General features: G+C 37.6%; 22 protein-coding genes and 1 tRNA gene. 12 read left to right on the top strand and 11 right to left on the bottom strand.

Annotated features, from left to right (window positions below):
• Window positions 1–64: 64 nt before the first annotated feature.
• Window positions 65–1,261, top strand: coding sequence for an MFS transporter (locus P20429_RS14650; RefSeq protein WP_007581506.1), 1,197 nt, complete (start codon window positions 65–67; stop codon window positions 1,259–1,261).
• On the opposite strand, the gene P20429_RS14655 is transcribed toward P20429_RS14650, so the two are convergent.
• From P20429_RS14655 to P20429_RS14670, 4 genes are all read right to left on the bottom strand, one after another.
• Window positions 1,250–1,471, bottom strand: coding sequence for a hypothetical protein (locus tag P20429_RS14655; RefSeq protein WP_007581505.1), 222 nt, complete (start codon window positions 1,469–1,471; stop codon window positions 1,250–1,252). The genes P20429_RS14650 and P20429_RS14655 overlap by 12 nt on opposite strands.
• Window positions 1,472–1,565: 94 nt before the next feature.
• On the bottom strand, window positions 1,566–1,979 hold the full coding sequence (locus P20429_RS14660) for a GFA family protein (protein WP_007581502.1): 414 nt from the start codon (window positions 1,977–1,979) through the stop codon (window positions 1,566–1,568).
• Window positions 1,980–2,213: 234 nt separating this feature from the next.
• Complete coding sequence (locus P20429_RS14665) at window positions 2,214–3,506, bottom strand: amidohydrolase (RefSeq protein ID WP_007581500.1); 1,293 nt, start codon at window positions 3,504–3,506, stop codon at window positions 2,214–2,216.
• A gap of 216 nt (window positions 3,507–3,722) precedes the next feature.
• Complete coding sequence (locus tag P20429_RS14670) at window positions 3,723–4,619, bottom strand: LysR family transcriptional regulator (protein WP_007581497.1); 897 nt, start codon at window positions 4,617–4,619, stop codon at window positions 3,723–3,725.
• 137 nt (window positions 4,620–4,756) lie between these two features.
• Here P20429_RS14670 and P20429_RS14675 point away from each other — a divergent pair, with 137 nt between their 5' ends.
• Window positions 4,757–5,356, top strand: a complete 600-nt coding sequence (locus P20429_RS14675; RefSeq protein ID WP_007581495.1) for a short chain dehydrogenase — start codon at window positions 4,757–4,759, stop codon at window positions 5,354–5,356.
• A gap of 118 nt (window positions 5,357–5,474) precedes the next feature.
• Here the strand turns inward: P20429_RS14675 and P20429_RS14680 are convergent, their stop codons facing one another.
• Entirely contained in the window at window positions 5,475–6,581 is a 1,107-nt protein-coding gene (locus P20429_RS14680; protein ID WP_007581492.1) for a hypothetical protein, read from the bottom strand.
• 282 nt (window positions 6,582–6,863) lie between these two features.
• Between P20429_RS14680 and P20429_RS20560 the strand changes: the two genes are divergently transcribed.
• The 3 genes from P20429_RS20560 (at window position 6,864) to P20429_RS14690 (ending at window position 7,904) form a co-directional block, all read left to right on the top strand.
• Complete coding sequence (locus P20429_RS20560; protein ID WP_007581489.1) at window positions 6,864–7,025, top strand: TonB-dependent receptor; 162 nt, start codon at window positions 6,864–6,866, stop codon at window positions 7,023–7,025.
• A 118-nt stretch (window positions 7,026–7,143) separates the two neighbouring features.
• Window positions 7,144–7,611 (top strand): DUF4405 domain-containing protein, encoded by a 468-nt coding sequence (locus P20429_RS14685; RefSeq protein WP_007581488.1) that lies wholly within the window; start codon window positions 7,144–7,146, stop codon window positions 7,609–7,611.
• The gene (locus P20429_RS14690) at window positions 7,611–7,904 is read left to right on the top strand and encodes a hypothetical protein (RefSeq protein WP_007581486.1); all 294 of its coding nucleotides are present in this window, start codon (window positions 7,611–7,613) and stop codon (window positions 7,902–7,904) included. Before P20429_RS14685 ends, P20429_RS14690 begins: the two co-directional genes overlap by 1 nt.
• A gap of 104 nt (window positions 7,905–8,008) precedes the next feature.
• Here P20429_RS14690 and P20429_RS14695 read toward each other — a convergent pair whose 3' ends face one another.
• The 3 genes from P20429_RS14695 to P20429_RS14705 all read right to left on the bottom strand — a co-directional run bounded on the left by P20429_RS14695 (window position 8,009) and on the right by P20429_RS14705 (window position 9,700).
• Entirely contained in the window at window positions 8,009–9,001 is a 993-nt protein-coding gene (locus tag P20429_RS14695) for a fatty acid desaturase (protein ID WP_007581484.1), read from the bottom strand.
• Between the two features lie 111 nt (window positions 9,002–9,112).
• The gene (locus tag P20429_RS14700) at window positions 9,113–9,475 is read right to left on the bottom strand and encodes a hypothetical protein (RefSeq protein ID WP_007581481.1); all 363 of its coding nucleotides are present in this window, start codon (window positions 9,473–9,475) and stop codon (window positions 9,113–9,115) included.
• A gap of 140 nt (window positions 9,476–9,615) precedes the next feature.
• A tRNA-Leu gene (locus tag P20429_RS14705) sits at window positions 9,616–9,700 on the bottom strand.
• Window positions 9,701–10,059: 359 nt separating this feature from the next.
• Here P20429_RS14705 and P20429_RS14710 point away from each other — a divergent pair.
• Complete coding sequence (locus P20429_RS14710) at window positions 10,060–11,070, top strand: SMI1/KNR4 family protein (RefSeq protein ID WP_007581479.1); 1,011 nt, start codon at window positions 10,060–10,062, stop codon at window positions 11,068–11,070.
• A gap of 74 nt (window positions 11,071–11,144) precedes the next feature.
• On the opposite strand, the gene P20429_RS14715 is transcribed toward P20429_RS14710, so the two are convergent.
• A complete protein-coding gene (locus P20429_RS14715; protein ID WP_007581478.1) occupies window positions 11,145–11,843 on the bottom strand; it encodes an NUDIX domain-containing protein in 699 nt (232 codons plus the stop codon).
• A 186-nt stretch (window positions 11,844–12,029) separates the two neighbouring features.
• Here P20429_RS14715 and prs point away from each other — a divergent pair, with 186 nt between their 5' ends.
• Window positions 12,030–12,884 carry a ribose-phosphate diphosphokinase gene (gene prs / locus P20429_RS14720; protein ID WP_007581476.1) on the top strand — a complete coding sequence of 285 codons (855 nt, stop codon included), beginning with the start codon at window positions 12,030–12,032 and terminating at the stop codon, window positions 12,882–12,884.
• Between the two features lie 10 nt (window positions 12,885–12,894).
• The gene (locus P20429_RS14725) at window positions 12,895–14,490 is read left to right on the top strand and encodes a nicotinate phosphoribosyltransferase (protein WP_007581474.1); all 1,596 of its coding nucleotides are present in this window, start codon (window positions 12,895–12,897) and stop codon (window positions 14,488–14,490) included.
• 102 nt (window positions 14,491–14,592) lie between these two features.
• Here the strand turns inward: P20429_RS14725 and P20429_RS14730 are convergent, their stop codons facing one another.
• Together P20429_RS14730 and P20429_RS14735 are read right to left on the bottom strand one after the other, a co-directional pair.
• Window positions 14,593–16,665: a catalase gene (locus P20429_RS14730; protein ID WP_007581472.1), complete on the bottom strand. Its 2,073-nt coding sequence runs from the start codon at window positions 16,663–16,665 to the stop codon at window positions 14,593–14,595.
• A 243-nt stretch (window positions 16,666–16,908) separates the two neighbouring features.
• Window positions 16,909–17,742 carry a mechanosensitive ion channel family protein gene (locus P20429_RS14735; protein WP_007581470.1) on the bottom strand — a complete coding sequence of 278 codons (834 nt, stop codon included), beginning with the start codon at window positions 17,740–17,742 and terminating at the stop codon, window positions 16,909–16,911.
• A gap of 370 nt (window positions 17,743–18,112) precedes the next feature.
• Between P20429_RS14735 and P20429_RS14740 the strand changes: the two genes are divergently transcribed.
• The 4 genes from P20429_RS14740 to dps all read left to right on the top strand — a co-directional run bounded on the left by P20429_RS14740 (window position 18,113) and on the right by dps (window position 21,964).
• Window positions 18,113–18,499: a hypothetical protein gene (locus P20429_RS14740; protein ID WP_007581468.1), complete on the top strand. Its 387-nt coding sequence runs from the start codon at window positions 18,113–18,115 to the stop codon at window positions 18,497–18,499.
• Window positions 18,500–18,829: 330 nt separating this feature from the next.
• Window positions 18,830–20,698 carry a bifunctional glutathionylspermidine amidase/synthase gene (gene gss, locus P20429_RS14745; RefSeq protein ID WP_007581466.1) on the top strand — a complete coding sequence of 623 codons (1,869 nt, stop codon included), beginning with the start codon at window positions 18,830–18,832 and terminating at the stop codon, window positions 20,696–20,698.
• Window positions 20,699–20,834: 136 nt separating this feature from the next.
• The gene (locus P20429_RS14750) at window positions 20,835–21,203 is read left to right on the top strand and encodes a DUF2237 family protein (RefSeq protein ID WP_007581464.1); all 369 of its coding nucleotides are present in this window, start codon (window positions 20,835–20,837) and stop codon (window positions 21,201–21,203) included.
• A 236-nt stretch (window positions 21,204–21,439) separates the two neighbouring features.
• Entirely contained in the window at window positions 21,440–21,964 is a 525-nt protein-coding gene (gene dps, locus P20429_RS14755; protein WP_007581462.1) for a DNA starvation/stationary phase protection protein Dps, read from the top strand.
• The last annotated feature ends 426 nt before the right edge of the window (window positions 21,965–22,390 follow it).

Genomic DNA, 22,390 nt, shown 5'->3' with positions numbered 1-22,390 from the left:
TTATAGTTTTTGCTAAGCCTTTATACTAGCGCCTATTAAGTATTAGCTTTAATGGTCTTCCCTTTTGTTAAATAACACACCTAAATCACGCTTTGCTGGCATATTACTTGTGCTTGGCATATTACTTATTGCCGCAAATTTACGCGCCACATTTACAGGTATTGCACCTGTGCTTGAACAAATTATTAATCACTTTGGGCTTAGCGCATCGCAAGCTGGGTTTTTAACAACATTGCCACTCATTGCCTTTGCGGTTGTATCGCCAATGGCCGCAACTCTTGCTAAAAAGCAGGGGTTAGAGCGCACCTTGTTTGTAGCTTTGTTATTTATACTTGCTGGGGTTGCAGCGCGGGTAATAAATACCTCAGCCATGCTTTTTGTAGGCACCGCTATTATTGGTGTGGGCATTGCCATTGCAAACGTATTATTACCAAGTTTAATTAAGCGCGACTTTCCTGCAAAGGTTGCATTAATGACCTCAGCCTACGTGCTTACTATGGGCGTGGTATCGGGTGGGTTTTCCACTTTGGTATTTCCGCTTAGTCAGTTAAACGGATTAGGATGGCAACTTGCGCTGGGCTCATCAGCTCTTATTACTCTGGCGAGTATTATTGTATGGATGTCGCAATTAAGTAAGCACACAAAACCCGCGAGTATTGCTCAACACGCTGACACGTCAAAAGGTGTATGGCGTTATTTACTAGCATGGCAAATTACCCTACTGCTGGGCTTAAACTCGTTTTTAAATTATATAATTATTACGTGGTTACCAAGCATATTAATCGAAACAGGCCAAAGTGCCACGCAAGCAGGTGCTTATCATGGTGCTTTTCAAATAGCGACTGCATTACCGGGTTTAATATTAATCCCCCTATTGGCAAAATTAAAAGATCAAAGCGTGCTTAGCTTTATTTTAGCCATGTTGAGTGCACTTAGTGCATTGGGGCTGCTTTACATGCCTAACTTTGCTTTTGTTTGGACCCTAATGTTGGGCTTTTGCTCTGGAGCGTGTTTTATATTGGGGCTGTCGTTTATTAGTTTGCGAACTGACGATTCGCAACAAGCAGCGTCGCTTTCGGGAATGTCGCAAAGCGTAGGTTATTTGCTCGCGGCTATTGGTCCTATGCTAGCTGGTGCATTACACACTACAACAGGCAGTTGGAGTGCGCCATTATGGCTGTGCGCTATTGCTGGAGTACTGTGTGCATTATGTGGTTTAGGCAGTGGTAAAAACACTACTTTAGCTAAATCAGCTAACTAGTTGCTGTAACCACGAAAATAAACCAGACGAAGTTTTGTTGCTCGTGTGTTTTTGCTCATAGCGTTTATTAGTCGCTTCGCGCTGTTCACGGCGCTCTTGCGCTAAATTAGCCTTTGCAGCAAAACGTAAACGCTGTTCTTGAGTAAGCTCATCATTAAAACTAATGGCTGTTTTTTTTACTGCTCGGCTGCTTTTAGGTGAACTACACATAATATTCTCCAAATGACTGACTTATAAGTAGACAGTCATTTGGTTAAATAAATTTCAAACCGCTTACTAAAAAAGTGATTTTTTATCAGTATTACTAATTTTGTGGGGTTGTATCAAACGCAGGTACTTCGTGTAAGCCGCTCAACCAGCTCAATGTTGATTTAGCCCAAATTTGTGCTGTTGGCGTAAACTGTTCACGCTGATCAACCGCACCAATACGCAAGCCATATACACGGTCAGTTTTAGCTTCGTTAGTTGCATAAAGTGTTGTACCACATGTACCACAAAAGCCTTGCGCACGCTTGTTACCACTTTGCGCTGTTTTAACAAACTCTTTTGGCTCACCTTGGGTAAATACTACCGAATTTGGCTCTGCAATTATAACGGCTCTAAATGGGCCGCTCGACATACGTTGGCAATCGCTACAATGGCAAACAAGTGCATTGTTATTTTGAGACTTTGCTTGGTATTTAATTTCACCACAGTAACAGCTTCCAGTAATTTCCATTATTTAAATCCTTAATGCTTATGAAGATTGAATCGAGATATAAGACCGGCAGTATCGATTCATTATTTTTAAAATATAAAAAAACTGCTCGCCGGTTCATTTGTATATTCGGTTAGATTTTTAATTTTTGAAAGTGATTTTTAAAAGTTGAGCAAGTGCTACAAACATGATCCGATGTTTTAAATAAAACAGCAATACCACGTTAAGCTAATAGCGTAACGTGGTGCGTTTAAGCTATCTTTTATGTGCGTTTAAATAATCAACAGCTAACAGGCTAAGCGCCTTAGTGCCTACTTTAAACGATGATTCGTCGGCATAAAAATAAGGTGAGTGATTACTAGCCACTGTATTTAAATCTTGCTCACTTGGTGTGCCGCCTAAAAATACAAATACACTCGGCACTTCTAATGCGTAAAACGAAAAGTCTTCTGCGCCGGTTATTTTTCCCATTTCAACTACGTTTTCATTACCTGCTGCTTTTTTAAGGCTAGGTAACATTTGCGCAGTTAACTTTGGGTTATTAATCGTTACCGGATAACCTTCGTGAATGTGTACCTCTGCAGTTGCACCCGACGATTTAGCAATGTGCGTGGCTGTGGTTTTTATTTTTTCAAATATTTGTGCTCGGTTATCCATATCAAAGTTACGAATTGTACCTACCATTTCAACTTCTTCAGGAATAATATTATTGCGTACGCCTCCCGCTATTTTTCCAAACGAGACAATAGCGGGCTCTTTGGTAATGTTGATTTGGCGACTAACAATATGATTTACGCCTGTTACTATTTGCGCAGCTGCGGCAATTGGGTCAACCCCTGTCCACGGTGCAGAGCCGTGTGCCTGCTTGCCATGTACAGTTATTTCAAATCGGTCTGCACTGGCCATTGCAGGGCCACTTCTATAACCAATTTTACCGCTGTGCAAACTAGATGTTATGTGTAACCCAAAAGCAGCTTCTGGTTTGTATTGTTTAAATATGCCTTCTTTAAGCATTAACTCAGCGCCACCCTCTTCCCCCTCAGGTGCGCCTTCTTCTGCAGGCTGAAATACAAACATAATATTACCGTGTAGCTCATCTTTCATGTTTGCAAGCACTTGTGCAGCGCCCATTAGCATAGCCACGTGCGTGTCGTGCCCACAAGCATGCATTATGCCTACATCTACACCACGGTAATTAGTGGTTTTAGTTGATTTAAAATCAACATCGGCTTTTTCAGTAACTGGCAGCGCGTCCATATCTGCGCGTAGCATTACTGTTGGGCCTGGCTTTGCACCTTTTAATAGCCCCACAACACCTGTATAAGCAATCCCTGTTTGTACTTCCATACCCAGCGACTTTAAGTGCTTAGCGACAATACCTGCTGTGCGGGTTTCGCGATTTCCAAGCTCAGGGTTTTGATGAAAATCACGTCGCCAATCAATAACCTGTTGCTCTACCTTTTTCACTTGCTGATCAATGTTTGCATTGGCATTAAACGCACTAAGGGCAGCAAAGCCCAGCGCTATTGAAATTAGTGATTTTTTCATCCTGTTTGTCCTTATTATATTTATTGGTTTTATAATATTGATGAGCACGAGCCCTTATGTATTATTGAGAACATAATTAGTTTGCTCTATAACCACTATTACTGAAGGCTCTACAATAATCAATCCCATTTAAGCTAGATGCCCAACTATGAAGGGCCACTTCACTTTTCACTGGTTTTATCTATTTTTAGTTTGAAGTTTTAGCGCTAATTAAGCCTACCACTTTTGCTTTTGTTGATTTAAAAATGGCACTAAATAGTCCACCAAAGCGCGGACAGTTGGGCTTAATAAACGTTGCGATGGATAGAGTAAATTCACGGGTAATGGGCTTGGTACATAATCGCTTAATATTTCTATTAACTCACCAGATTGAACTGCCGCATCAACGTAAAAACTAGGCAGCTGAGCAATACCTTGATTCGCTATAGCAAAGGCTTTTAAGCTTTGAGAATCGTTAACTTCAAGGCTACCAGCTACTTTTATTACTGTGCTTTTTCCGTCAATTAAGTACGACCATCGCTTGGCATTAGTTACTGCGGTATTTATTAAACATCGATGGTTTTTAAGATCTTTAGGCGTACTGGGCATGCCGTGAGTGTTAATATAGTGAGGGCTTGCTACCGTTTTAAAGCGCATATTACCAATATTACGCGCGACCATTGTTGAGTCGTTTAAGTGCCCTACGCGTATAGCTAAATCAAAGCCTTCTTCCACCAGCTCTACTTTACGATTCATAAGTGAAATTGCTAAATCAACGTCCTGATGCAGCTCTTTAAATTCAGCTAATGCAACCGGCAGCATATATTGCCCAATCATTATGGGAGCTGTAATTTTTATAAGCCCTTTGATTTGTTGTTGCTGTGTTTTGGAGCGGCGAAGTTCGGTGACTTGTGCACGAATATCACTGAGCTTAAGTAAATATGCTTTACCGTCTTCGGTTAAACTTAATGAGCGTGTAGTACGGTTTATTAACCTAATATCGAGCCATTTTTCAAGCTCGTTAATTTGCCTACTAACGGCTGAGGGCACTAAGTTTAAACTCTCGGCAGCGCGGCTAAAGCTTTGCTGCTGGGCTACTTGCTCAAATACCTGAATTGATTTTAATAAATCCATTACTTACTCGCTAAATTACATTTGGCTATTATTCTAAAAATATCACAAATAATATTATTTATTTGTTATTTTTCATCTTTACTGATGAGTTTATTATTACCTTACATTCACAAAATACATTGTTAAAGGTAATAAAAATGAAAGTATTATTAATAGGCGCATCAGGCATAGTTGGGGCAGCAATAGCGGCAGACCTTCATGATCATCAAGTTATTAAAGCGAGCTTTAAAAACAGCGAACACACGGTAGACATTCAAGATAAAGCCTCTATAGAAGCATTATTTAAAAAAGTAGGAAATGTTGATGCGGTTATATCTACTGCAGGTTTAATTGCCTTCGCACCTATAAACGAGATAAGTGAGCAAGATTACACAACAACTGTAGGTAATAAATTAATGGGTAATATTACACTATTTCATGTGGCAACTAAGTTCATTAATCAAGGCGGTAGTTTTACTTTTACTTCAGGCTTTTTAGCACAAAATCCTGCGCCTGGTTCAGCAGCTGTAAGCATGGTAAATGCAGCGCTAGATTCATTCGCTAAAGCGGCGGCATTAGAACTTGAAGGCATATTACGCGTAAATACCGTAAGTCCTCATTTTGTAAAGGAAACGATGGAGATAATGGGTATGGATAGCACCAGTGGTATAACCGCTGCTGATACCGCTAAAGCATTTAGACACGCAATTGAAAGTAACCAAACAGGTAAAGCTTTTGATGTAGTCGACTATATTTAGAGCTAAAGCAGATTGCTTGATGTAACAATTCAACCAGGTTATTAATTGAAGCCCTGATATCAAAATAGCTGCTCTAAGCAGCTATTTAAATTAGTAACTTTAAACAGCTAGCAATCTGTTATTTAAGCTTAATTACCGATAAAGTATGTGGATTGTCAGCTTTTTTGTTAACCATATTAGGACTGTCGAACACGGCGTCAAAATTCATAATAATAATATCTTTACCACGAACAATTAATTCAGATGGTGCATCAAGCTCCCCATGAAGTCCTGTGGTATTGCCATTTTGTGCCAGTAACTCTAATTTACCTTGCATATCAATACTATAAATAGCGTTAGCAAATAAGTCTGTAATATAAATTTTGTTAGTACGCTTGTCCCACTTTAAACCGTCGGTTGCAACTAGGCCTTTTGCAAATAGCTCTGTTTTAACTTTTTCATTGCGCTCATTCATAGTGGTTTTAATTACGCTGCCATCTTCCATAATGCTAGTGTATAAATTACCTTCTCCATCAAATGTTAGACCGTTAGCGCCAAACTTAAGTGTCGCGTTAGAGGCAAATATATCAAACAGATGTGAGTCATGATTTTGAGTACTTAAAAAAGGTTTTATATGCGCTGGTTTTTGAGCATTTAACTCACTCAAACCAACCTTATACACACCACTTAACTGCTTAGTACCTTCAAGTTTTAATACTGTTTCTGAAATAAACAGATCATCGCCTTTAAATACCACTGCATTAGGAAATAATAACCCTGTTACAACAACATCCGTGCTTACAGCTTTTCCATTTACGACATTAATACGTAGTATTCGCGATTTATAACTGCCATCAAACCACATTTGCATGTCAGCTACGTAAGCATTGCCATCTGGGCCGAATGCAATTCCCATAGGTGCAATTTTACCTGTTGATGGCGCCATATCTTGCTTAGTAAAAGTATACCAATTACTAAAATTGTTATTTTTATCAAGCATGCCTATACGGGGCGCAGCAGGTGTTTGCATCTCGCCAATTTTAATCAGTGCATCGTTATGAAAGTTTGGCGAGGTAATATATACATTGCCCTCTTTATCCATATCGCTACTGGCTGGCGAATTAAAGGTGTTAGGTAAATCGACTAATAACTCAGGCGTTAATAATTCTGGTTTTGTAGGCTCAGCTAATGCGCTATTAAAAAACCCTGTTGCTAGCAGCGCTGCTGCAAAATAAAGTGGTTTCATTATGTTGTATCCTGTTAGTTTAATTTGATACAACCAGTATATTGTTTACTTTAAGGTTTGATAATCAGGGTAAATAGCAAATCACTTTATACATTTTATATATAATTAACGTTGTTTTTTATTTTTAATAGTCATGTTTAAATTCCTAAAAACAAAAGACCTATACGTACTTCTCAAATATAAATGCTAGGATAACAGCTTGTAATACAGGCTAATTATAAAACCAAATTATGAATTTAAATCAGCTCGACCTAAACCTACTCATTATTTTAAAACATAAGCATGCAGTGGCTACCAAGTCAGCTTAAAGCACTTAGCATGACCTTAGGTATTGAAAATATTTTTGATAAAACCTATTACTCAAATGCGTCATACTCAAGCGACACCGTGCAAGATTACGAAGCAGGTCGCAATGTAAAATTAAGCGCGTCGTACGTTTTTTAATTTAAAAGCTCAGTAATAATTTAAGGCTCAATATTTTATTGAGCCTTTTACTGTTTAAGGAGGGCGTACCTTAAATAGTCGCAATCAAAAAGTAATTAAAAATTAGGGTCATATTATAATGTCTAACTGGAAGCAAAACTTACAAAAATTCCGCTATGTAATGGATGCACTACTCCTTATAAGCTTTATGCTAGTAAGTGCACCACAAGCAACGGGCGTACCTTTACATGAATGGTTTAGTTTGTTTTTTATAGTGCCATTTGCAATTCACTTATTACTACATTGGGATTGGATACAGCGCAGCTTTAAGCGCTTATTATCTAAATTAAGTGCTCGAGAACGTTTTAACATAGTGTGGGATTACCTACTTTATATAATGATGTTATTGGTATTTGTGAGTGGCTTTTTAGTGTCGGTTGCTTTACTACCAGCACTTCACATTAGTTTAAACATTCAAGATTTTTGGTCAAAGATGCACCACGATACAGCCACCTTAATCATGCCAATGTTAGGCGTACACTTAGCTCTTAATTTGAGCTGGATTGTAAAACTAACCAAACGTATGTTTGCCAAGGAGGCTAAATAATGAAGCACTTAAAACAACAGTGGAAAACCCGCACCAGCATCGTTTTAATTGTATCTGTTTTAGTGAGCCTGATATTGGTGACTTTGGAGCGAACAGATTGGGCTATGCAAATAAACCTACAAGGTTATAGCCACGGCTCAGCTGAAGGAGAAAAGCCGAATATAGCACCGATATTGATGTATATTTTACCATTTGTAAAAGAACTCGTTTTAATTGGCGTGCCGATGTTATTAACGCTTGGAATAGCAAAGTTATTTGGATTGATAAAAAAGCGATTTAAAAGAGCGGATTAATTTATAGATGATTGCTTTAGTTTTATATCCAACTAAAGCAATCATACGTTATTGAATAGGCAACTGAGCACCTATGTAATAACGGTTTTTACTGAAGTTTTAGGTTATGCCTTGTAAGCATTCGCATTTTTAATGCTCTCAAAATCGTTAAAGCGCACATTATGCTGCGCCATTACTTTAAGTGTTTTTTTACTTAGCATTTGGCGTAAATAAAACGGCTGATTTGGCACAAAATGATGAATGGTATGCGTTTTACCAAAGTTAAAACAAAATAAGTGAAACGGCATAAATAAACGACTCGTTAGTACATGAGTTTGCTCAAGCATGTTATTAACGCCGCCATAGTAATGCATGCTTGAGGTAACAAAATTAAGCGAACTTGAACGAATAATATTAGGCACAATGAGCACGACCATTAAAAATTCAAACACGTTCATTATACTTAGTACCCAGCTAGGCGAATTTAGCGAAAGTGGTATAAATAAATCAACAATATGAAATACAATAACGCTATATAAAATAGCGAAATACGCAGTCGCTATCGGAAATCCCGCATTAAAAACACTCGAAAAACTAAAGCCATTAATTTCTTTTCTAAAACGTTTAGTAGAAATAACTAACCCTAATAAGCCATCTACAATAACTAGCGCACGTAAAAATGGATTTTTAATACCGTTTCCCACCAAGCGTTCTTCTAGGTCTTGTTGTGTGCCTGAGGTTTTGTGATGGTGTAAATGCATTTTACGTCGGTACCATGGACTAATAGTATTTGGCCGCATTAACCATACTGTTAGCATCATAAAATTATGCATGAACGGCTGATTGCTAAAGTATTGTTTATGTATAAGGTCGTGCTCTAACTCATGGGAAATAGATGCAGCAATAGCCGCAAGTACTATGCATACCCAAGCAGGTATGATGGCTAAATAATATAAAACACCAACACCAATTAATGCGCTAAGCGATAGCAATAAAATAATTAACCCTAAGGTATTTTGATGTGCAAGTAACGGGTGCTTTTGACGAAGTGATGCTTCCTCTGCCTTAATTGCTTTAACAATCGATTGAATGTTCTGTTTGGCACTTAATTGGGTCATGATTATTATTTATTTCAGAGTAATCTATTAATTACTATCATACCTTAATCAAATGCATGTTAGAAATTGATAGTTAAATAGCTACCGTTGGCAGCTATTTAAAACTAAAAATTACTTAGTTTTCGTATTATCCACCTCATAGATTGGATTACCTTCAACTTCAAAGTAAGACTGTCCATAAATTAATGGGATATACCACTGCACAACTTTAACGGTAACATTTGAAAGACCCACCGCCGAAGGCGTTTGCTCGATAGCATTATCCATAGCCTCTTTCATGTTAGATATTCCTGTTGGGAAAATCAAAACAGTATGTTTAACATCCTTACCAACCACACGTGTGTCATAATCAACTTTGTGATTGCTATTTGTATGATTCATATTTTTTGTAGAGGCAATTGTAAAATCACCAATACGGTGAGTACAACCAGATAAAGCCATTGCACCAACCAACAAACCAATTACTTTTTTCATTACTCTTCCTTTGCTTCATGTTTACTACCCAACTCTTGGGTGACTTCTAAATTTAGTAGCTTGATACCTAAAAATTTAACTATGACTATTAATCTTAGGCATAAAAAAACCCCAACCAATTTGGTTGGGGTTATAAAAAGTGGTACCAGCGGGCGGACTCGAACCGCCACTCCTTTCGGAAGGGGATTTTGAATCCCCCATGTCTACCAATTTCATCACGCTGGCGTCATTTTTCTTTAACCTTCTAAACACGAGAAGATAAAGAAAAACCACTTTAGAGCTAAGGATTATTTATGTGCCTTCGTCTCTATGCCAAGCATTATACAAACAATAGGGTTAGCGGCAAGCGTTTTATGATATTAGCGCGATCAATCGCTTAACAATTAGGCAATCATTAACATTTGAAAGAATGTATAACTATTTAAAGCCCAGGACTAAATAAACCCTAAATACAATGTTAAAATATCTAGGTTTTTTAGATAAACGTTGTTACCTCCAATAACTATTCTTCACTACCCCTGTTTCATGACAAAAAATATGTTATGTAGCGGTGAGTGTGTAACCTTTAAAATGGAATTTATAAAATGAAAAACATAATAACTTACACTGAAAATTTAAAAGAAAATAATTGGGGTGATTTTCACTTTGATTTAATAAAAATAAATACACTGCCAGAGTTTGAAAATTTAGATGGCTTTGATGCTATGAATATTTTTAGCGAATCTATTTTTAAAGAAATATATAATCTAACAGCAAAGAGTACGTTAAAGTTACTCATTATTACCCCAGATTCAACGTCAGAAAAAGCGTATGGTATTGCTTTTTTACAGGACAAAGAAATTTTAACCATGCAAGTAGAAGCAACGCCTCTATTTAATCAGTGGTTTAGCTCAATTAATGACGATGCCTCAACACCTAAAGTATATACGTTTACAAGTAATAGCAGCTCAAGTCGCTCCCTTTTTAACAACGAAAAAGAGCTCACTCATAAAGGTATGGGAGAGTTTATTTGTAGCCAAGTCCCAAATAGCTTTATTGCTGAAAAGTTAACCAAAGAAAAAGCGGACTTTTTAACGCCCTTTATACAGCTTAGTGCATGCGATGACTTTAAATTGATAGAACAACATTTTATGGCGTTGGTAAAACAAAATAGTCTCAATATTATTGAGCCCAAAAACAACGACGCTATTTATGATGAATTTGAAAACGAAGCCGGATTTGCATTCCCAGCTATACTAAAATCGTTTTTAACACTCCATGATGGTGTTAAAAACACAGCATTTATGGGTGCTCAACGCATTTTAAAAGAGTGGCGCGACTGGCAGTCTGTTTATAATGAATGGACTCAAGAAGAGTTATTCGATACCTATAGTGAAAACAATGTAAAAACCCTACCCATGTACGTTACCCCCTACTGGGTACCATTTTTTAATTTGGGAGGTGGAAACTTTATAGCACTGGATTTTGCACCAAACAGCCAAGGGACCGCTGGGCAAGTAATATCATTTGGGGCTGACGAACAAAGCGCCACTTACGAAGCCAAAACGTTAAGTGATTTTCTAGCTGGGTTTATTACAGCTGGTGGCTCAGAATAACTCCATTAGCTTAAGCACTTACCTTAAGTAACAAAGCGCTCTTACAGTTACTTTAAGAGCGTTTATTTAATTTATTAAACACTTAAGTTTCGTTCAAAGTTTACAATATCAACGCCGGCTTTTACTTTGTATAACTGCGCTAAGCGTCCGCCCGATTTAACTTTTTCATCTAGTGTTTCAAACATATCAGCAGCTTCAATGCGCCTTATTATACTTTTACGCTGAACAGGCTTGCCTATAATGGTCTCAATGACTGACTTAAATTGCCCTACGGTAAAATGCTCTGGCAAACAATAAACCGGCGCCATTGAGTACAACGCTTTTTGTTTTAAGCGCGCTTTAGCTTGCTCAATAATATGCTTATGATCAAAAGCCACAGGTAAATCACTAACTTGTTCAACATCAATCCACTTTGCATCATCAACTGTTTCTATGTGGGTTGATACCTGTGCCTCTGCAATTAAAGCAAAATAAACTAACGTGACACTAAACCCTCTCGGATCACGATTAATGCCTGAGTATGTTTGTAGTTGCTCTAAATATTGAGGCGCCACACTGGTTTTTTCTTTAAGCTTTCTAAGCGCCGTCATACTCACGCTATCGTCAATATCTATATCAACAAACCCACCAGGAAGTCCCCACCGACCAGTAAAAGGTTCACTCGCACGCTTAACCATGAGCACTTTTAGAGTACCGTTTTTAACGGTAAACAACACACTATCAACTGTAAATAATGGATTTTTGTATTCGGTGATATCGTAATGGTTAGTCACAGCGTACTCATATTAAGTTAAGGTCTTAGTGACACAATAAATTAAACACATCTCAATTTCAAGCTACTGTAAAATTACAGACAATTAATAAGTTCAGTGGGTTAGTTTAAAAAATAGCTTGATTACTATAGGTACATTTGATAATTTAATTGTGTCGCTAGGACACAAACATTAAAAGGACAAAAAATGAAAGTATTTAGCTATGACTCAACAGGAAGTAAATCGTTAGTTGATTATGAGAATTTCACTTTTTCTGGTGGTGAAGAGCATGTCAGGTTTAACGCCGCTAATTTTTCAGACTCTATAAAAATAGAGATTTTTGAACGACTAACCAACTCATCTAAAATGGTTAGATTAATGATTGCTGTCGATGCCTTAAAAAGATTAACAAATGAAAGTGCACCTATCGAACTTGTTATTCCTTATTTTCCTTATGCACGCCAAGACCGAGTATGTGTTGAAGGAGAAGCGTTAGGCGCAGCTGTTATGGCAAATTTTATTAATGGCTTAAACTTTTCAAAAGTGACAATTTGGGATGCGCATAGCGATGTATCCCCTGCTTTAATTAATAGAGTAACCAATATTGAACAAATTTCGTTACTTGCACGCTGCGAAGAGCTAAGCCAACGCTTAGCAAAAGGCGAACTAACTCTTATTTCTCCAGATGCTGGGGCGAGTAAAAAAACCATTAAAATTTCAGAAAAATTCAATGGTGTACCTGAAGTTATTCAAGCTCAAAAAGTAAGAAACTTAAAAACAGGCGAAATAGTAAAAACAGAAATTATTGGCGATGTTAAAGGTAAAAGCGTACTTATTGCTGATGATATTTGTGACGGCGGCAGAACCTTTATCGAACTTGCCAAGGTACTAAAAAGTAATGGCGCTGTTGAAATTTCTCTTTTTATAACTCATGGCATTTTTTCAAAAGGGCTTGATGTTTTTGAAGGCCTAATTGATAAAATTTACACAACAGATTCGTTTAAACCAGCTAATGAGTTTAAAAATAGTAACAACATTAGTTTACAAATAATTGAGATGTAAGGAAAACACGATGACTATTACAGCTGCAAGTATGCAAAAAGACGTTTATAAAGAATTTCATAGCCGCGCTTATCACCCTGACGTAACGCAAGTATATGCAAATTATACCTCTCGTAGTGGCAAACTAAGTAACATAGAAAATAACAATAAAGTCGCGTTTGTTGGTCTTCAATACTTTATTAAAAGTTACCTTCAAGAAGAATGGAATGAGTTTTTTAAAGTAGATAAAGCGACGGCTGTTGCTAACCATAAACGTATTATGAGCTCAATGCTTGGCTATACTGTTGATGTAGAATACTTAGAAGATTTACATGACTTGGGTTACTTACCATTAAAAATAAAAGCATTGCCTGAGGGGACATTAGTTCCTTACTTAGTACCGCCAGTTACTATAGTGAATACAAAAGCGGGTTTTCAATGGCTAACTAATATGATTGAAACAGTATTAAGCTGTGAAAACTGGCCAATTCAGACAAGCACTACAACGGCTGTCGCTTATTTAAAAGTATTTAAAGAATTTGCAATTAAAACTGGCTTAGATATGGATTTTGTACCATTTCAAGGTCATGACTTTAGCTTTAGAGGTATGTTTGGTAAACATGCTGCGGCAATGAGTGGCTTTGGTCACTTAGCTTCGGGACTTGTTGGTACTGATGTTATTACTGCGGTTTTATTTGCTGAAAAATATTACGGTGCAAATGTAGATAACGAACTTGTTGGTTGCTCAGTAGATGCAACAGAGCACTCGGTTACGTGTTCTTGGATACTGGAAGGCGAAATTGAGTTCTTTAAATATTTAATGCAAGAACAGTCACCTAAAGGTATTTTAAGTGTTGTTTCTGATACTTGGGATTTTTGGACTCTAGTAACTGATTATTTACCGCAGTTAAAAAGCGAAATAATGGCACGTGATGGCACGCTAGTTATTCGCCCCGACTCAGGGGATCCGGTTAAAATGTTAACCGGGTACAATGTTTCTCCTATATCAGATTACAGTGAATTATTTACAACTCAAAATGAAGCAGAAGCCGAAGTAATTAATAAAGGCTATGAAGCGTATTACTTTAACGGCCAATATTTTGGGTTTGAAGACAACAACACTATCGAACTAATGGAATGTGAAGTTAAAGGGCTTATTGAATGCTTATGGGACATATTTGGTGGCACAACAACACCTAAAGGTTATAAGTTACTTGATGAGCATATTGGTGCTATTTACGGCGATGCAATTACTTTAACGCGCCAACGCCAAATTCTACAAAGACTTATGGACAAGGGTTTTGCATCAAAAGTGGTTTTAGGTATGGGTTCATATAGCTATCAATATGTAACACGTGATACTCACGGCTCAGCAGTTAAAGCAACAAGCATAGTAAAAAATGGTAAGCGTGTTGCTATATTTAAAGACCCAAAAACTGATTCAAAGAAAAAGTCAGCTAAAGGGCTTTTAAAAGTTGAACGCGTAAACGGCGAGTTAACTTTGTTTGATGACGTAACCGAGCAAGAAGAAGCACAAGGACTATTAGAAGTAGTTTTTGAAGATGGCAAAATAATTAAAGAAACTACCCTAAGTGAAATAAGAAGCTTAATAGATCAACAAATTTAAAGCTTATTAGCACTAAACTAAAAGCCGCTGTAGCAATACAGCGGCTTTTAAATTTAAGAGAAAATTAACTTACTTCAAAATATATTTAGAATAAATAACTACTTAGCGTTGCCAAAAACGTAAATTACGTAACGTTTTAATAAATGCCTCACCCGATACGGTAACTAAATCAATCCAGCCATTATCTGCTTTATCATCGAGCCCTGCGGCTTTAAATAAAGGCTTAGCCTCACTTGTAAAACCTATGTATTTCATATGTGCATACGCATCACTTACAAAGTCTTTAGCTTCTGCAATAGCTGCTAGTTTTTCGGCTCCCTCTTCAGTGGTGAGTACAAATACTGCATCGTATAAAACCGACGGACCACCATTAATAACCTGATCGGCTTCAAAGTGCTTACCCTTACTACATTTAGCACCGCCGACTTGTGGGGCAATAATTTCAAAGTTTGCGCCTTCACTTTTAAGTGCATTGGTAACCGATTCAAAAATGTCTGCATTAAAGCCATCACTTACTAAAATACCTAATTTACGGCCTTTGAAGGTGTTGGGCGCATTTTTCAAAATACTTAACGCATCAGATACAGGTAAGTCGTCACGTGTTGGCATAGCCGCTTCAGCTGGGTCTGGCATTTCTTGCAAGCCAAGTCCTTCGGCAACTTTATTTGCGAGGTTTTCGTCAATATTTAACAAGTGCGATACCAAACGTTCTCGTATTGGTAAATGCTCAACTTTAGACAGCTCAAACACGTACGCAGATTGAATATGCGCCTGCTCTACCTCTGTTTGACTTAAATAAAATTGACGGGCTTGACTGTAATGATCGCTGAATGTTTCTGAGCGATAACGCAGTTTATCACCGCCGCTTACTTCAGGCTCGCTTGAGCTTTTAAAGCCATGTACTGGGCATTCGCGCGGGTTGTTTTCGTCGCCGCTCCATGAGTTTGGCTCATAATTAACACGCCCTTTTGGATTGTGCATTGCCATGTGGCCATCTTGCTGAAAATGACGCATTGGACATTTAGGCGCATTGACCGGAATATGCGTAAAGTTAGGACCACCTAAACGCTTAGTTTGAGTATCTAAGTATGAAAAGTTACGACCTTGCAGTAGCGGGTCGGGTGTAAAGTCGAGCCCCGGTACAATGTTTTGAGTACAAAATGCTACTTGCTCTGTTTCTGCAAAAAAATTGTCTACAACACGGTCAAGCACCATACGGCCAACAATTTGCACTGGTACTTGCTCTTCAGGTATAAGCTTGGTGGCATCAAAAACATCAAATTCAAATTCATCAGCAAATTGCTGATCAAACACCTGTACACCTAGCTCCCACTCAGGGAAGTCGCCGTTGCCAATAGATTCCCACATGTCTCTGCGATGAAAATCAGGGTCCGCGCCGTTTAATTTAAGTGCCTCGTTCCACACAACTGATTGCATACCGCCTTTTGGTTTCCAATGAAATTTAACGAATTTCTCTTCACCTTTGGCATTAATGAATTTAAAGGTATGAACGCCAAAACCTTCCATAAAGCGTAAAGAGCGCGGAATAGCTCTATCAGACATTGCCCACATAACCATGTGCATTGACTCAGGCGATAAGCTCACAAAATCCCAAAAGTTATCATGTGCTGTTTGCGCTTGCGGAAAACCTCGGTCGGGCTCGGCTTTAGCTGAATGAACTAAGTCAGGAAACTTCATCGCATCTTGAATAAAGAATACCGGTATATTGTTACCGACTAAATCCCAGTTTCCTTCTTGGGTATAAAATTTTACCGCAAAACCACGTACATCACGTGCTAAATCTGGAGACCCTTTATTACCTGCAACTGTAGAGAAACGAGTAAATACTGGGGTTTTTTCACCTTTTCGCTGAAAAATATCTGCACAGGTTAAATCTTCAAGCGTGTCGTAAGTTTCAAAATATCCGTGTGCACCATAGCCTCTAGCGTGCACTACACGCTCAGGAATGCGCTCGTGATCAAAGTGAAAGATCTTCTCGCGCATTATGTGATCTTCTAATAATCCTGGGCCACGCTTTCCTGCACGTAATGAGTTTTGATCGTCACTTACAGGGCAGCCCTGCGCGGTGGTCATGGTAGGGTGTTCATCCGACGCTTTTTGATGCAATTCACCGCCATGCCCTTTATTACCTGAGTATTTAAATGATTCAGCCATGTTTAGTCCTTCATACAGTTTGATTTAATGGGTCAATAGTTTTTATGAGCTTTAAAACTAAAAGCGACTATGCAAATGCAAAATAAAGACCAGCCATCCAACCTAGTAAAAAAGGGCTGTACAGATAACAATGTAGTATTTGAAGTGGTTTATAAAAGAAAAGGTTACACAGGTATGTAACTTTTTCAGACAAAAAAAGGGCACTTTAAAAGTGCCCTTAGGTTTAAATCGTTTTAAATTTAGTTAATCTTTGCTTTCGTTAACTAAAATAACTTTACGATGTGGGAAAGGTATTTCAATATTATTTTCATCTAGTGCTTTTTTAATTAACTCTGGCACAGTGTAAAGAATATCGAAGTAATGCTCGCCCTTACAAAAAGGTCTTACTAAAAAGTCTACTGAGCTGTTGTTAAGAGTTTCTACTTCAACAAAAGGAGCTGGATCTTTTAGTATGTGTGGGTGCGCTGCAAGTACGCCATCTATAACTTTACGTACAGCCGTTGTATCTTCACCGTAAGCAACACCAAAATGCATATCCACACCACGAATTGGATGATGTGAATGGTTTATAATTTGCGCGCCCCAAATTTGACTATTTGGAATAATAACCTGTTGGTTATCGAACGTTTGTAAAATAGTAGTAAACATATCTACTTCTGTTACTTTACCAAAACGCCCTGCTGCCTCAATAAAGTCATTCACTTTATAAGGTCTGAAAACTAGTAGCATAACGCCTGCTGCAAGGTTCGACATTGCACCTTGTAACGCCAAGCCTATAGCAAGTCCCGCAGCACCTAGCAAAGCAATAATAGAGGCTGTTTGTACTCCAAAGCGATTTAATACAGCAATAATAACGAACGCTAATATGATGTAGCGAGCCATGCTGCCTAAAAAGCGAAAAAGCGTATCATCAAGATGAGTGTATTTATGGCATAAGCCAATAATTAAATTGCGTACTTTGCCTGCCAGCCATAAGCCCGCAAGTAAGATTGCAATCGCTAGTAATATGTTGGTTGCCCACGTAATTGCAGCGGGTAAATATTGATTAATATCAATGTTGTTTATTATGTCTTCCATTGTTTTTCCTGTTTTAAAAACTTTTAACTGACTTCAATCCATACTAAGCGCAACAGTTTAACAAAAAATTAACCAAAGTACGACTATAGGAGTAATTTAAAACATAAAGAAAGAGCGTTCCCTCAAAAAATGTCATCGCTCACGTAAATCTTTCAACACATAATTTTGCTTTACCCCTTGGTTTATAGCTTAAATAATTAAACTTTAACTAGTTCATAAATAAAGCTAATACCCGAGATAAATCTCGGTTAACTCTCTTAATTTTCTAATTATTGCTGGCACTCATCTATAAATTTACCGATAATCTCACCTAAGCGCGCATATATTGGCGAGACAACACAATTGGATGAAATTAAAACAAAGGATTATTATGAAAAAGTACTCAATTTTACTTACAGCGGCAGCACTTACTGTACTTGCTGGTTGTTCAACATCTGTTGCAGTAAGAGACTTTGAACAAAACCCTATTCCGCAAACATCAACAATTACCAACAGTGAAGCTGACGTAGAAAAGGGTATTCTAAAGGCATGTATTCAGCTTGGTTGGAAGTGTACGCCTATGAGTGAAGGTAAAATAAAAGGTGTACTGGATATTCGAACACACCAATTAACTGTCGATATTGCGTATGACAAAACGGCATACTCAATCAACTATAAAGACTCTATTAACTTAAACTACAACGGCAAAAAAATTCACCGTCAATATGTTAATTGGGTATCAAACCTAATACGCCATATAGATGCTGAAATGATTTAGCAGCGCGTTAACCTGCTTTACATATTATAAAAATCACTAAATATGAATAATAAAAGTGGAGAAGTTACCTATAGCTTCTCCATTTTTTAGTTGAGATTTAAACAGCAATAATCAAGTCAAAAATATCAATAACTTTCAACCAGTTACAAGTGAAAAAGCACCAAACCTAACACTATTAGTAAAAGTACTCTCCCGTATTTCCACTCTTTAATGAATGAGTGATTTTTTACTTATCCCCCTTCGTAAAAACATATTTTATATCTTGCTATAACGCAGTTTCGCTCATATAGTCAGCAAATTATCACACCTTTATTTTGAACATCTTTGTTTATGAAATCTTCTGCTCCAGCTAGTGATTTTGGTACCTTATTAGGTTATGCACCTGGTAATGTTGCTGTGTATTCATCTGATTATGATACGGCTGACGAAAGCATTTATCCTAATCGTAGCGCCTATCGTAGTTACCTTGATGGCATTTACATGGGCTATAAATGGCAATGCGTTGAATTTGCACGTCGATGGATGTATCTCAACCATAGCTATATTTTTGATGATATTGCTATGGCTTACGATATTTTTGAGCTGCGTTCAGTGCGCGATGTAAATAGCCAAAACAGATTGCCACTAAACGCGTTTAAAAATGGTGCTAAACATCACCCTCAAGTAGGTAGTTTACTTATTTGGGAGGAAGGCGGCGAGTTTGAAGAAACAGGCCATGTTGCTGTCGTTGTTGAAGTGCACGAAGATAAAATACGCCTTGCTGAGCAAAATGTAGGGCATCAAATATGGCCAAAAGATCAAAGCTGGTGTCGTGAGCTAAAAGCAAAAGTAACTAAAGATGGCGACTATTGGATTGAGTGCTCTTACAGCGACGCCACTATTTTAGGCTGGATGACACAAACTGATGAAACAGAATATGCTGAGCCAACGTCTGAGCTAAACACTGATTTATTTATTATAGAAGCCCATAAAGCAGTAGATACAGGCCAAGCAAACAAGTCATGGTTAAATATTGCGAATGACGATGAAGCTGCCTACGTAGAAATGATGCAAGGCCATAAACTTACATCAGTAGCTGCGGATCAACATAATTACTTTGCGATATCTCAAACGGCGCAGCAAAGCATTGAGCATGCAACAAATGAGCTGCATGGCTTATTTATGCATGCAACCGACTATGTACTGCAGCACCCTGAGTTATTAAAAAAGTTTAATTTACCCGATGTTGTGATTAATAAAATTCGCCAATCGTGGGATAACCGCTTAAACCAATTAATTACCAGTCGGTTTGACTTTGCTTTAACAGCAGCAGGTTTAAAAGTTTACGAATACAATTGCGATTCGGCATCGTGTTACATGGAAAGCGGCAAAGTTCAGGGTAAATGGGCAAAACACTTTGGTGTTAAAACAGGTGTAGATGCAGGCCAAAATTTATTTAAAGATCTCGTAAAAGCATGGCGTAAAAGTGAGGTAAAAGGTCTTGTTCATATTCTGCAAGATGATGAACCAGAAGAGCATTACCACGCATTATTTATGAAAGAAGCTATTGAAGCCGCTGGCTTTGAGTGTAAGTTAGTAATTGGCTTAAGCACACTTCGCTGGAATGAATCAGGCAACATAGTAGATGCAGATGGCGCACAACTGAGTTACGTGTGGAAAACGTGGTCGTGGGAAACCGCACTTGATCAAATTCGTGAAGAATGTGAAGCCGACCAATCATTAGGTGATAACTTTGAACCACAATTCAAAATTGGTGAAACGCCACGCTTAGTCGATGTGCTGCTGCGTAAAAACGTCATGGTATTTGAACCGCTGTGGACATTGATCCCAAGTAACAAGGCTATTTTACCAATACTGTGGAGTTTATTCCCTAATCATAAATATTTACTTAATACCGCGTTTGAGCTTAACGACGAGTTATTACAAACCGGTTATGTAGTTAAACCAATAGTAGGACGTTGTGGTGCTAATATTCAACTTGTTGATGAACAGCAGCAAGTTATAGAAAAAACAATGGGGCACTTTGCCGAGCAAGACCAAATATACCAACAACTATTTGCACTGCCTAAAGTAGATGACTACTTTGTACAAATATGTAGTTTTACAGCCGCCGGAAAATACTCTGGTGGTAGCGTACGTGTTGATAAAAGCATGATCATAAACGGCCATAGCGATTGTATGGCACTGCGTATTAAATAAATAATACTAAGCCCGCAATTTTGCTGCGGGCTTAAGTTTGTGTAGACCCCCTTCCCTCTTTTAAGTTTTATAGCTATCTCAAGCGAGTTACTCCTGATAGAGTAAATTTATTAAACACCACAAACTAAGGTATTTCATGGCGAATCAATTTAATGTACTTGGCACACGTTTAAAACTATGTTGCGGTAATGGTGGCTACACACGTGAAGGATTTTGTTATGTACCAGAATCAGATCTTGGCAATCACAGTGTGTGTGCAATTATGACTGACGAGTTTTTACAATTTTCAAAATCACAAGGTAACGACTTAATAAGCCCAAACCCTCTTTACGATTTTGAAGGTTTAAAAGCCGGTGATAAATGGTGCTTGTGTGCAGTAAGATGGCTTCATGCTATTTCAGCAAACGTTGCGCCACCAGTGGTACTTGAAGCTACAAATAAAAAATCATTAGAAATAGTGCCGCTCGATGTTTTAAAAGCGCACGAATATATAGCCAAAGTTTAAATACACTTAAGCGTTATTAAATTAAAGTCTGCAGATTTTACAAATGTATGCAGGCTTTTCAAAAATTCAATCACCCCTCCAGCCTCTAAAGCCTTAAATAAAAACATAACCTTATGTTTTTAAATCACTTTTAAAAAAGATCAACTTACGGCATAACAGTTGCTTCATTAAGTTTAAGTCATGCTCATAACGCAACATATTATATGAGCAACACATTACTTAATGTAGGAGAAATTATGAGTAACAATAACGAATCAAACAAAACGACTAAATTTACCGCGCCAGGTATGAGTGACGAATCAGCTCAAAAAACAATAGCTACGCTAGATAACCGTATGGTTGCATTGATAGATTTACAGCTTACTTTAAAGCATATTCACTGGAACGTAGTGGGACCTAACTTTATTGGCGTACACGAAATGATAGACCCACAAGTAGACATTGTGCGCGAAATGACAGATACAATTGCAGAGCGAATTGCGACACTTGGTGCAGTACCTGTTGGCACACCAAAATCAATTGTAGATCGTCGTACATGGAACGAATACTCAGTAGGTAAAGGGTTAGTAACCGAGCATTTAGCCGCACTTGATAAAGTATACAACGGCGTTAATGGCGATCACCGCAAAGCAATTGAGACTCTTTCTGAATTAGATCCGGTGTCTGAAGATATGATCACCAGCCAACTAGCTGACCTAGAGCAATTTCAGTGGTTTATTAGAGCCCATTTAGAATCATCTACAGGCGAGTTAAAAAGCTAATACATTTAATCTAAGAAAGCCCAGCATTAATATGCTGGGCTTTTTTTTTGCGTAAAAATCACTCTATTTATAATAATATATAGATATGTATCAGTAAGCTCTAATACAAAATTCATATAAAAACAATAGAAAATTGGTATTACCAAAACAAATAACCAAAATAAAATTGAATGATTTTATACTCCTTACTATTTCGCAAATTTATAAGCCATACCCAACCTTTAATGAACATCTCATTATTTTAACATCACTTAAAAAACAAACTAAATACGTATAAAAGTACGACATAAAATTTAAAAATAGTACTAAAAAACGTATTTAATAGTACAAATAATATAAAAAAACGCCTTTGGTAAACATACTTCAATAAAATTCACTCAAAATATAAAAAATAAAAATACACCATAAGCTATTAAATTTATTAAA

The organism is Pseudoalteromonas sp. BSi20429 (genome assembly GCF_000238895.1).
Taxonomy (GTDB): Bacteria; Pseudomonadota; Gammaproteobacteria; order Enterobacterales; family Alteromonadaceae; genus Pseudoalteromonas; species Pseudoalteromonas arctica.
This window is presented reverse-complemented; position numbering and strand designations above follow the sequence as displayed.

What these genes read in the sequence shown, in the direction of transcription:
- P20429_RS14660 (WP_007581502.1), bottom strand. Translation starts at nt 1,979, where the DNA reads ATGGAAATTACTGGAAGCTGTTACTGTGGTGAAATTAAATACCAAGCA.
- P20429_RS14655 (WP_007581505.1), bottom strand. Translation starts at nt 1,471, where the DNA reads ATGTGTAGTTCACCTAAAAGCAGCCGAGCAGTAAAAAAAACAGCCATT.
- dps (WP_007581462.1), top strand. Translation starts at nt 21,440, where the DNA reads ATGAGTAACAATAACGAATCAAACAAAACGACTAAATTTACCGCGCCA.
- prs (WP_007581476.1), top strand. Translation starts at nt 12,030, where the DNA reads ATGAAAGTATTTAGCTATGACTCAACAGGAAGTAAATCGTTAGTTGAT.
- P20429_RS14700 (WP_007581481.1), bottom strand. Translation starts at nt 9,475, where the DNA reads ATGAAAAAAGTAATTGGTTTGTTGGTTGGTGCAATGGCTTTATCTGGT.
- P20429_RS14730 (WP_007581472.1), bottom strand. Translation starts at nt 16,665, where the DNA reads ATGGCTGAATCATTTAAATACTCAGGTAATAAAGGGCATGGCGGTGAA.
- P20429_RS14695 (WP_007581484.1), bottom strand. Translation starts at nt 9,001, where the DNA reads ATGACCCAATTAAGTGCCAAACAGAACATTCAATCGATTGTTAAAGCA.
- P20429_RS14675 (WP_007581495.1), top strand. Translation starts at nt 4,757, where the DNA reads ATGAAAGTATTATTAATAGGCGCATCAGGCATAGTTGGGGCAGCAATA.
- P20429_RS14710 (WP_007581479.1), top strand. Translation starts at nt 10,060, where the DNA reads ATGAAAAACATAATAACTTACACTGAAAATTTAAAAGAAAATAATTGG.
- P20429_RS14750 (WP_007581464.1), top strand. Translation starts at nt 20,835, where the DNA reads ATGGCGAATCAATTTAATGTACTTGGCACACGTTTAAAACTATGTTGC.
- P20429_RS14685 (WP_007581488.1), top strand. Translation starts at nt 7,144, where the DNA reads ATGTCTAACTGGAAGCAAAACTTACAAAAATTCCGCTATGTAATGGAT.
- P20429_RS14680 (WP_007581492.1), bottom strand. Translation starts at nt 6,581, where the DNA reads ATGAAACCACTTTATTTTGCAGCAGCGCTGCTAGCAACAGGGTTTTTT.
- P20429_RS20560 (WP_007581489.1), top strand. Translation starts at nt 6,864, where the DNA reads ATGCAGTGGCTACCAAGTCAGCTTAAAGCACTTAGCATGACCTTAGGT.
- gss (WP_007581466.1), top strand. Translation starts at nt 18,830, where the DNA reads ATGAAATCTTCTGCTCCAGCTAGTGATTTTGGTACCTTATTAGGTTAT.
- P20429_RS14740 (WP_007581468.1), top strand. Translation starts at nt 18,113, where the DNA reads ATGAAAAAGTACTCAATTTTACTTACAGCGGCAGCACTTACTGTACTT.
- P20429_RS14735 (WP_007581470.1), bottom strand. Translation starts at nt 17,742, where the DNA reads ATGGAAGACATAATAAACAACATTGATATTAATCAATATTTACCCGCT.
- P20429_RS14725 (WP_007581474.1), top strand. Translation starts at nt 12,895, where the DNA reads ATGACTATTACAGCTGCAAGTATGCAAAAAGACGTTTATAAAGAATTT.
- P20429_RS14690 (WP_007581486.1), top strand. Translation starts at nt 7,611, where the DNA reads ATGAAGCACTTAAAACAACAGTGGAAAACCCGCACCAGCATCGTTTTA.
- P20429_RS14670 (WP_007581497.1), bottom strand. Translation starts at nt 4,619, where the DNA reads ATGGATTTATTAAAATCAATTCAGGTATTTGAGCAAGTAGCCCAGCAG.
- P20429_RS14665 (WP_007581500.1), bottom strand. Translation starts at nt 3,506, where the DNA reads ATGAAAAAATCACTAATTTCAATAGCGCTGGGCTTTGCTGCCCTTAGT.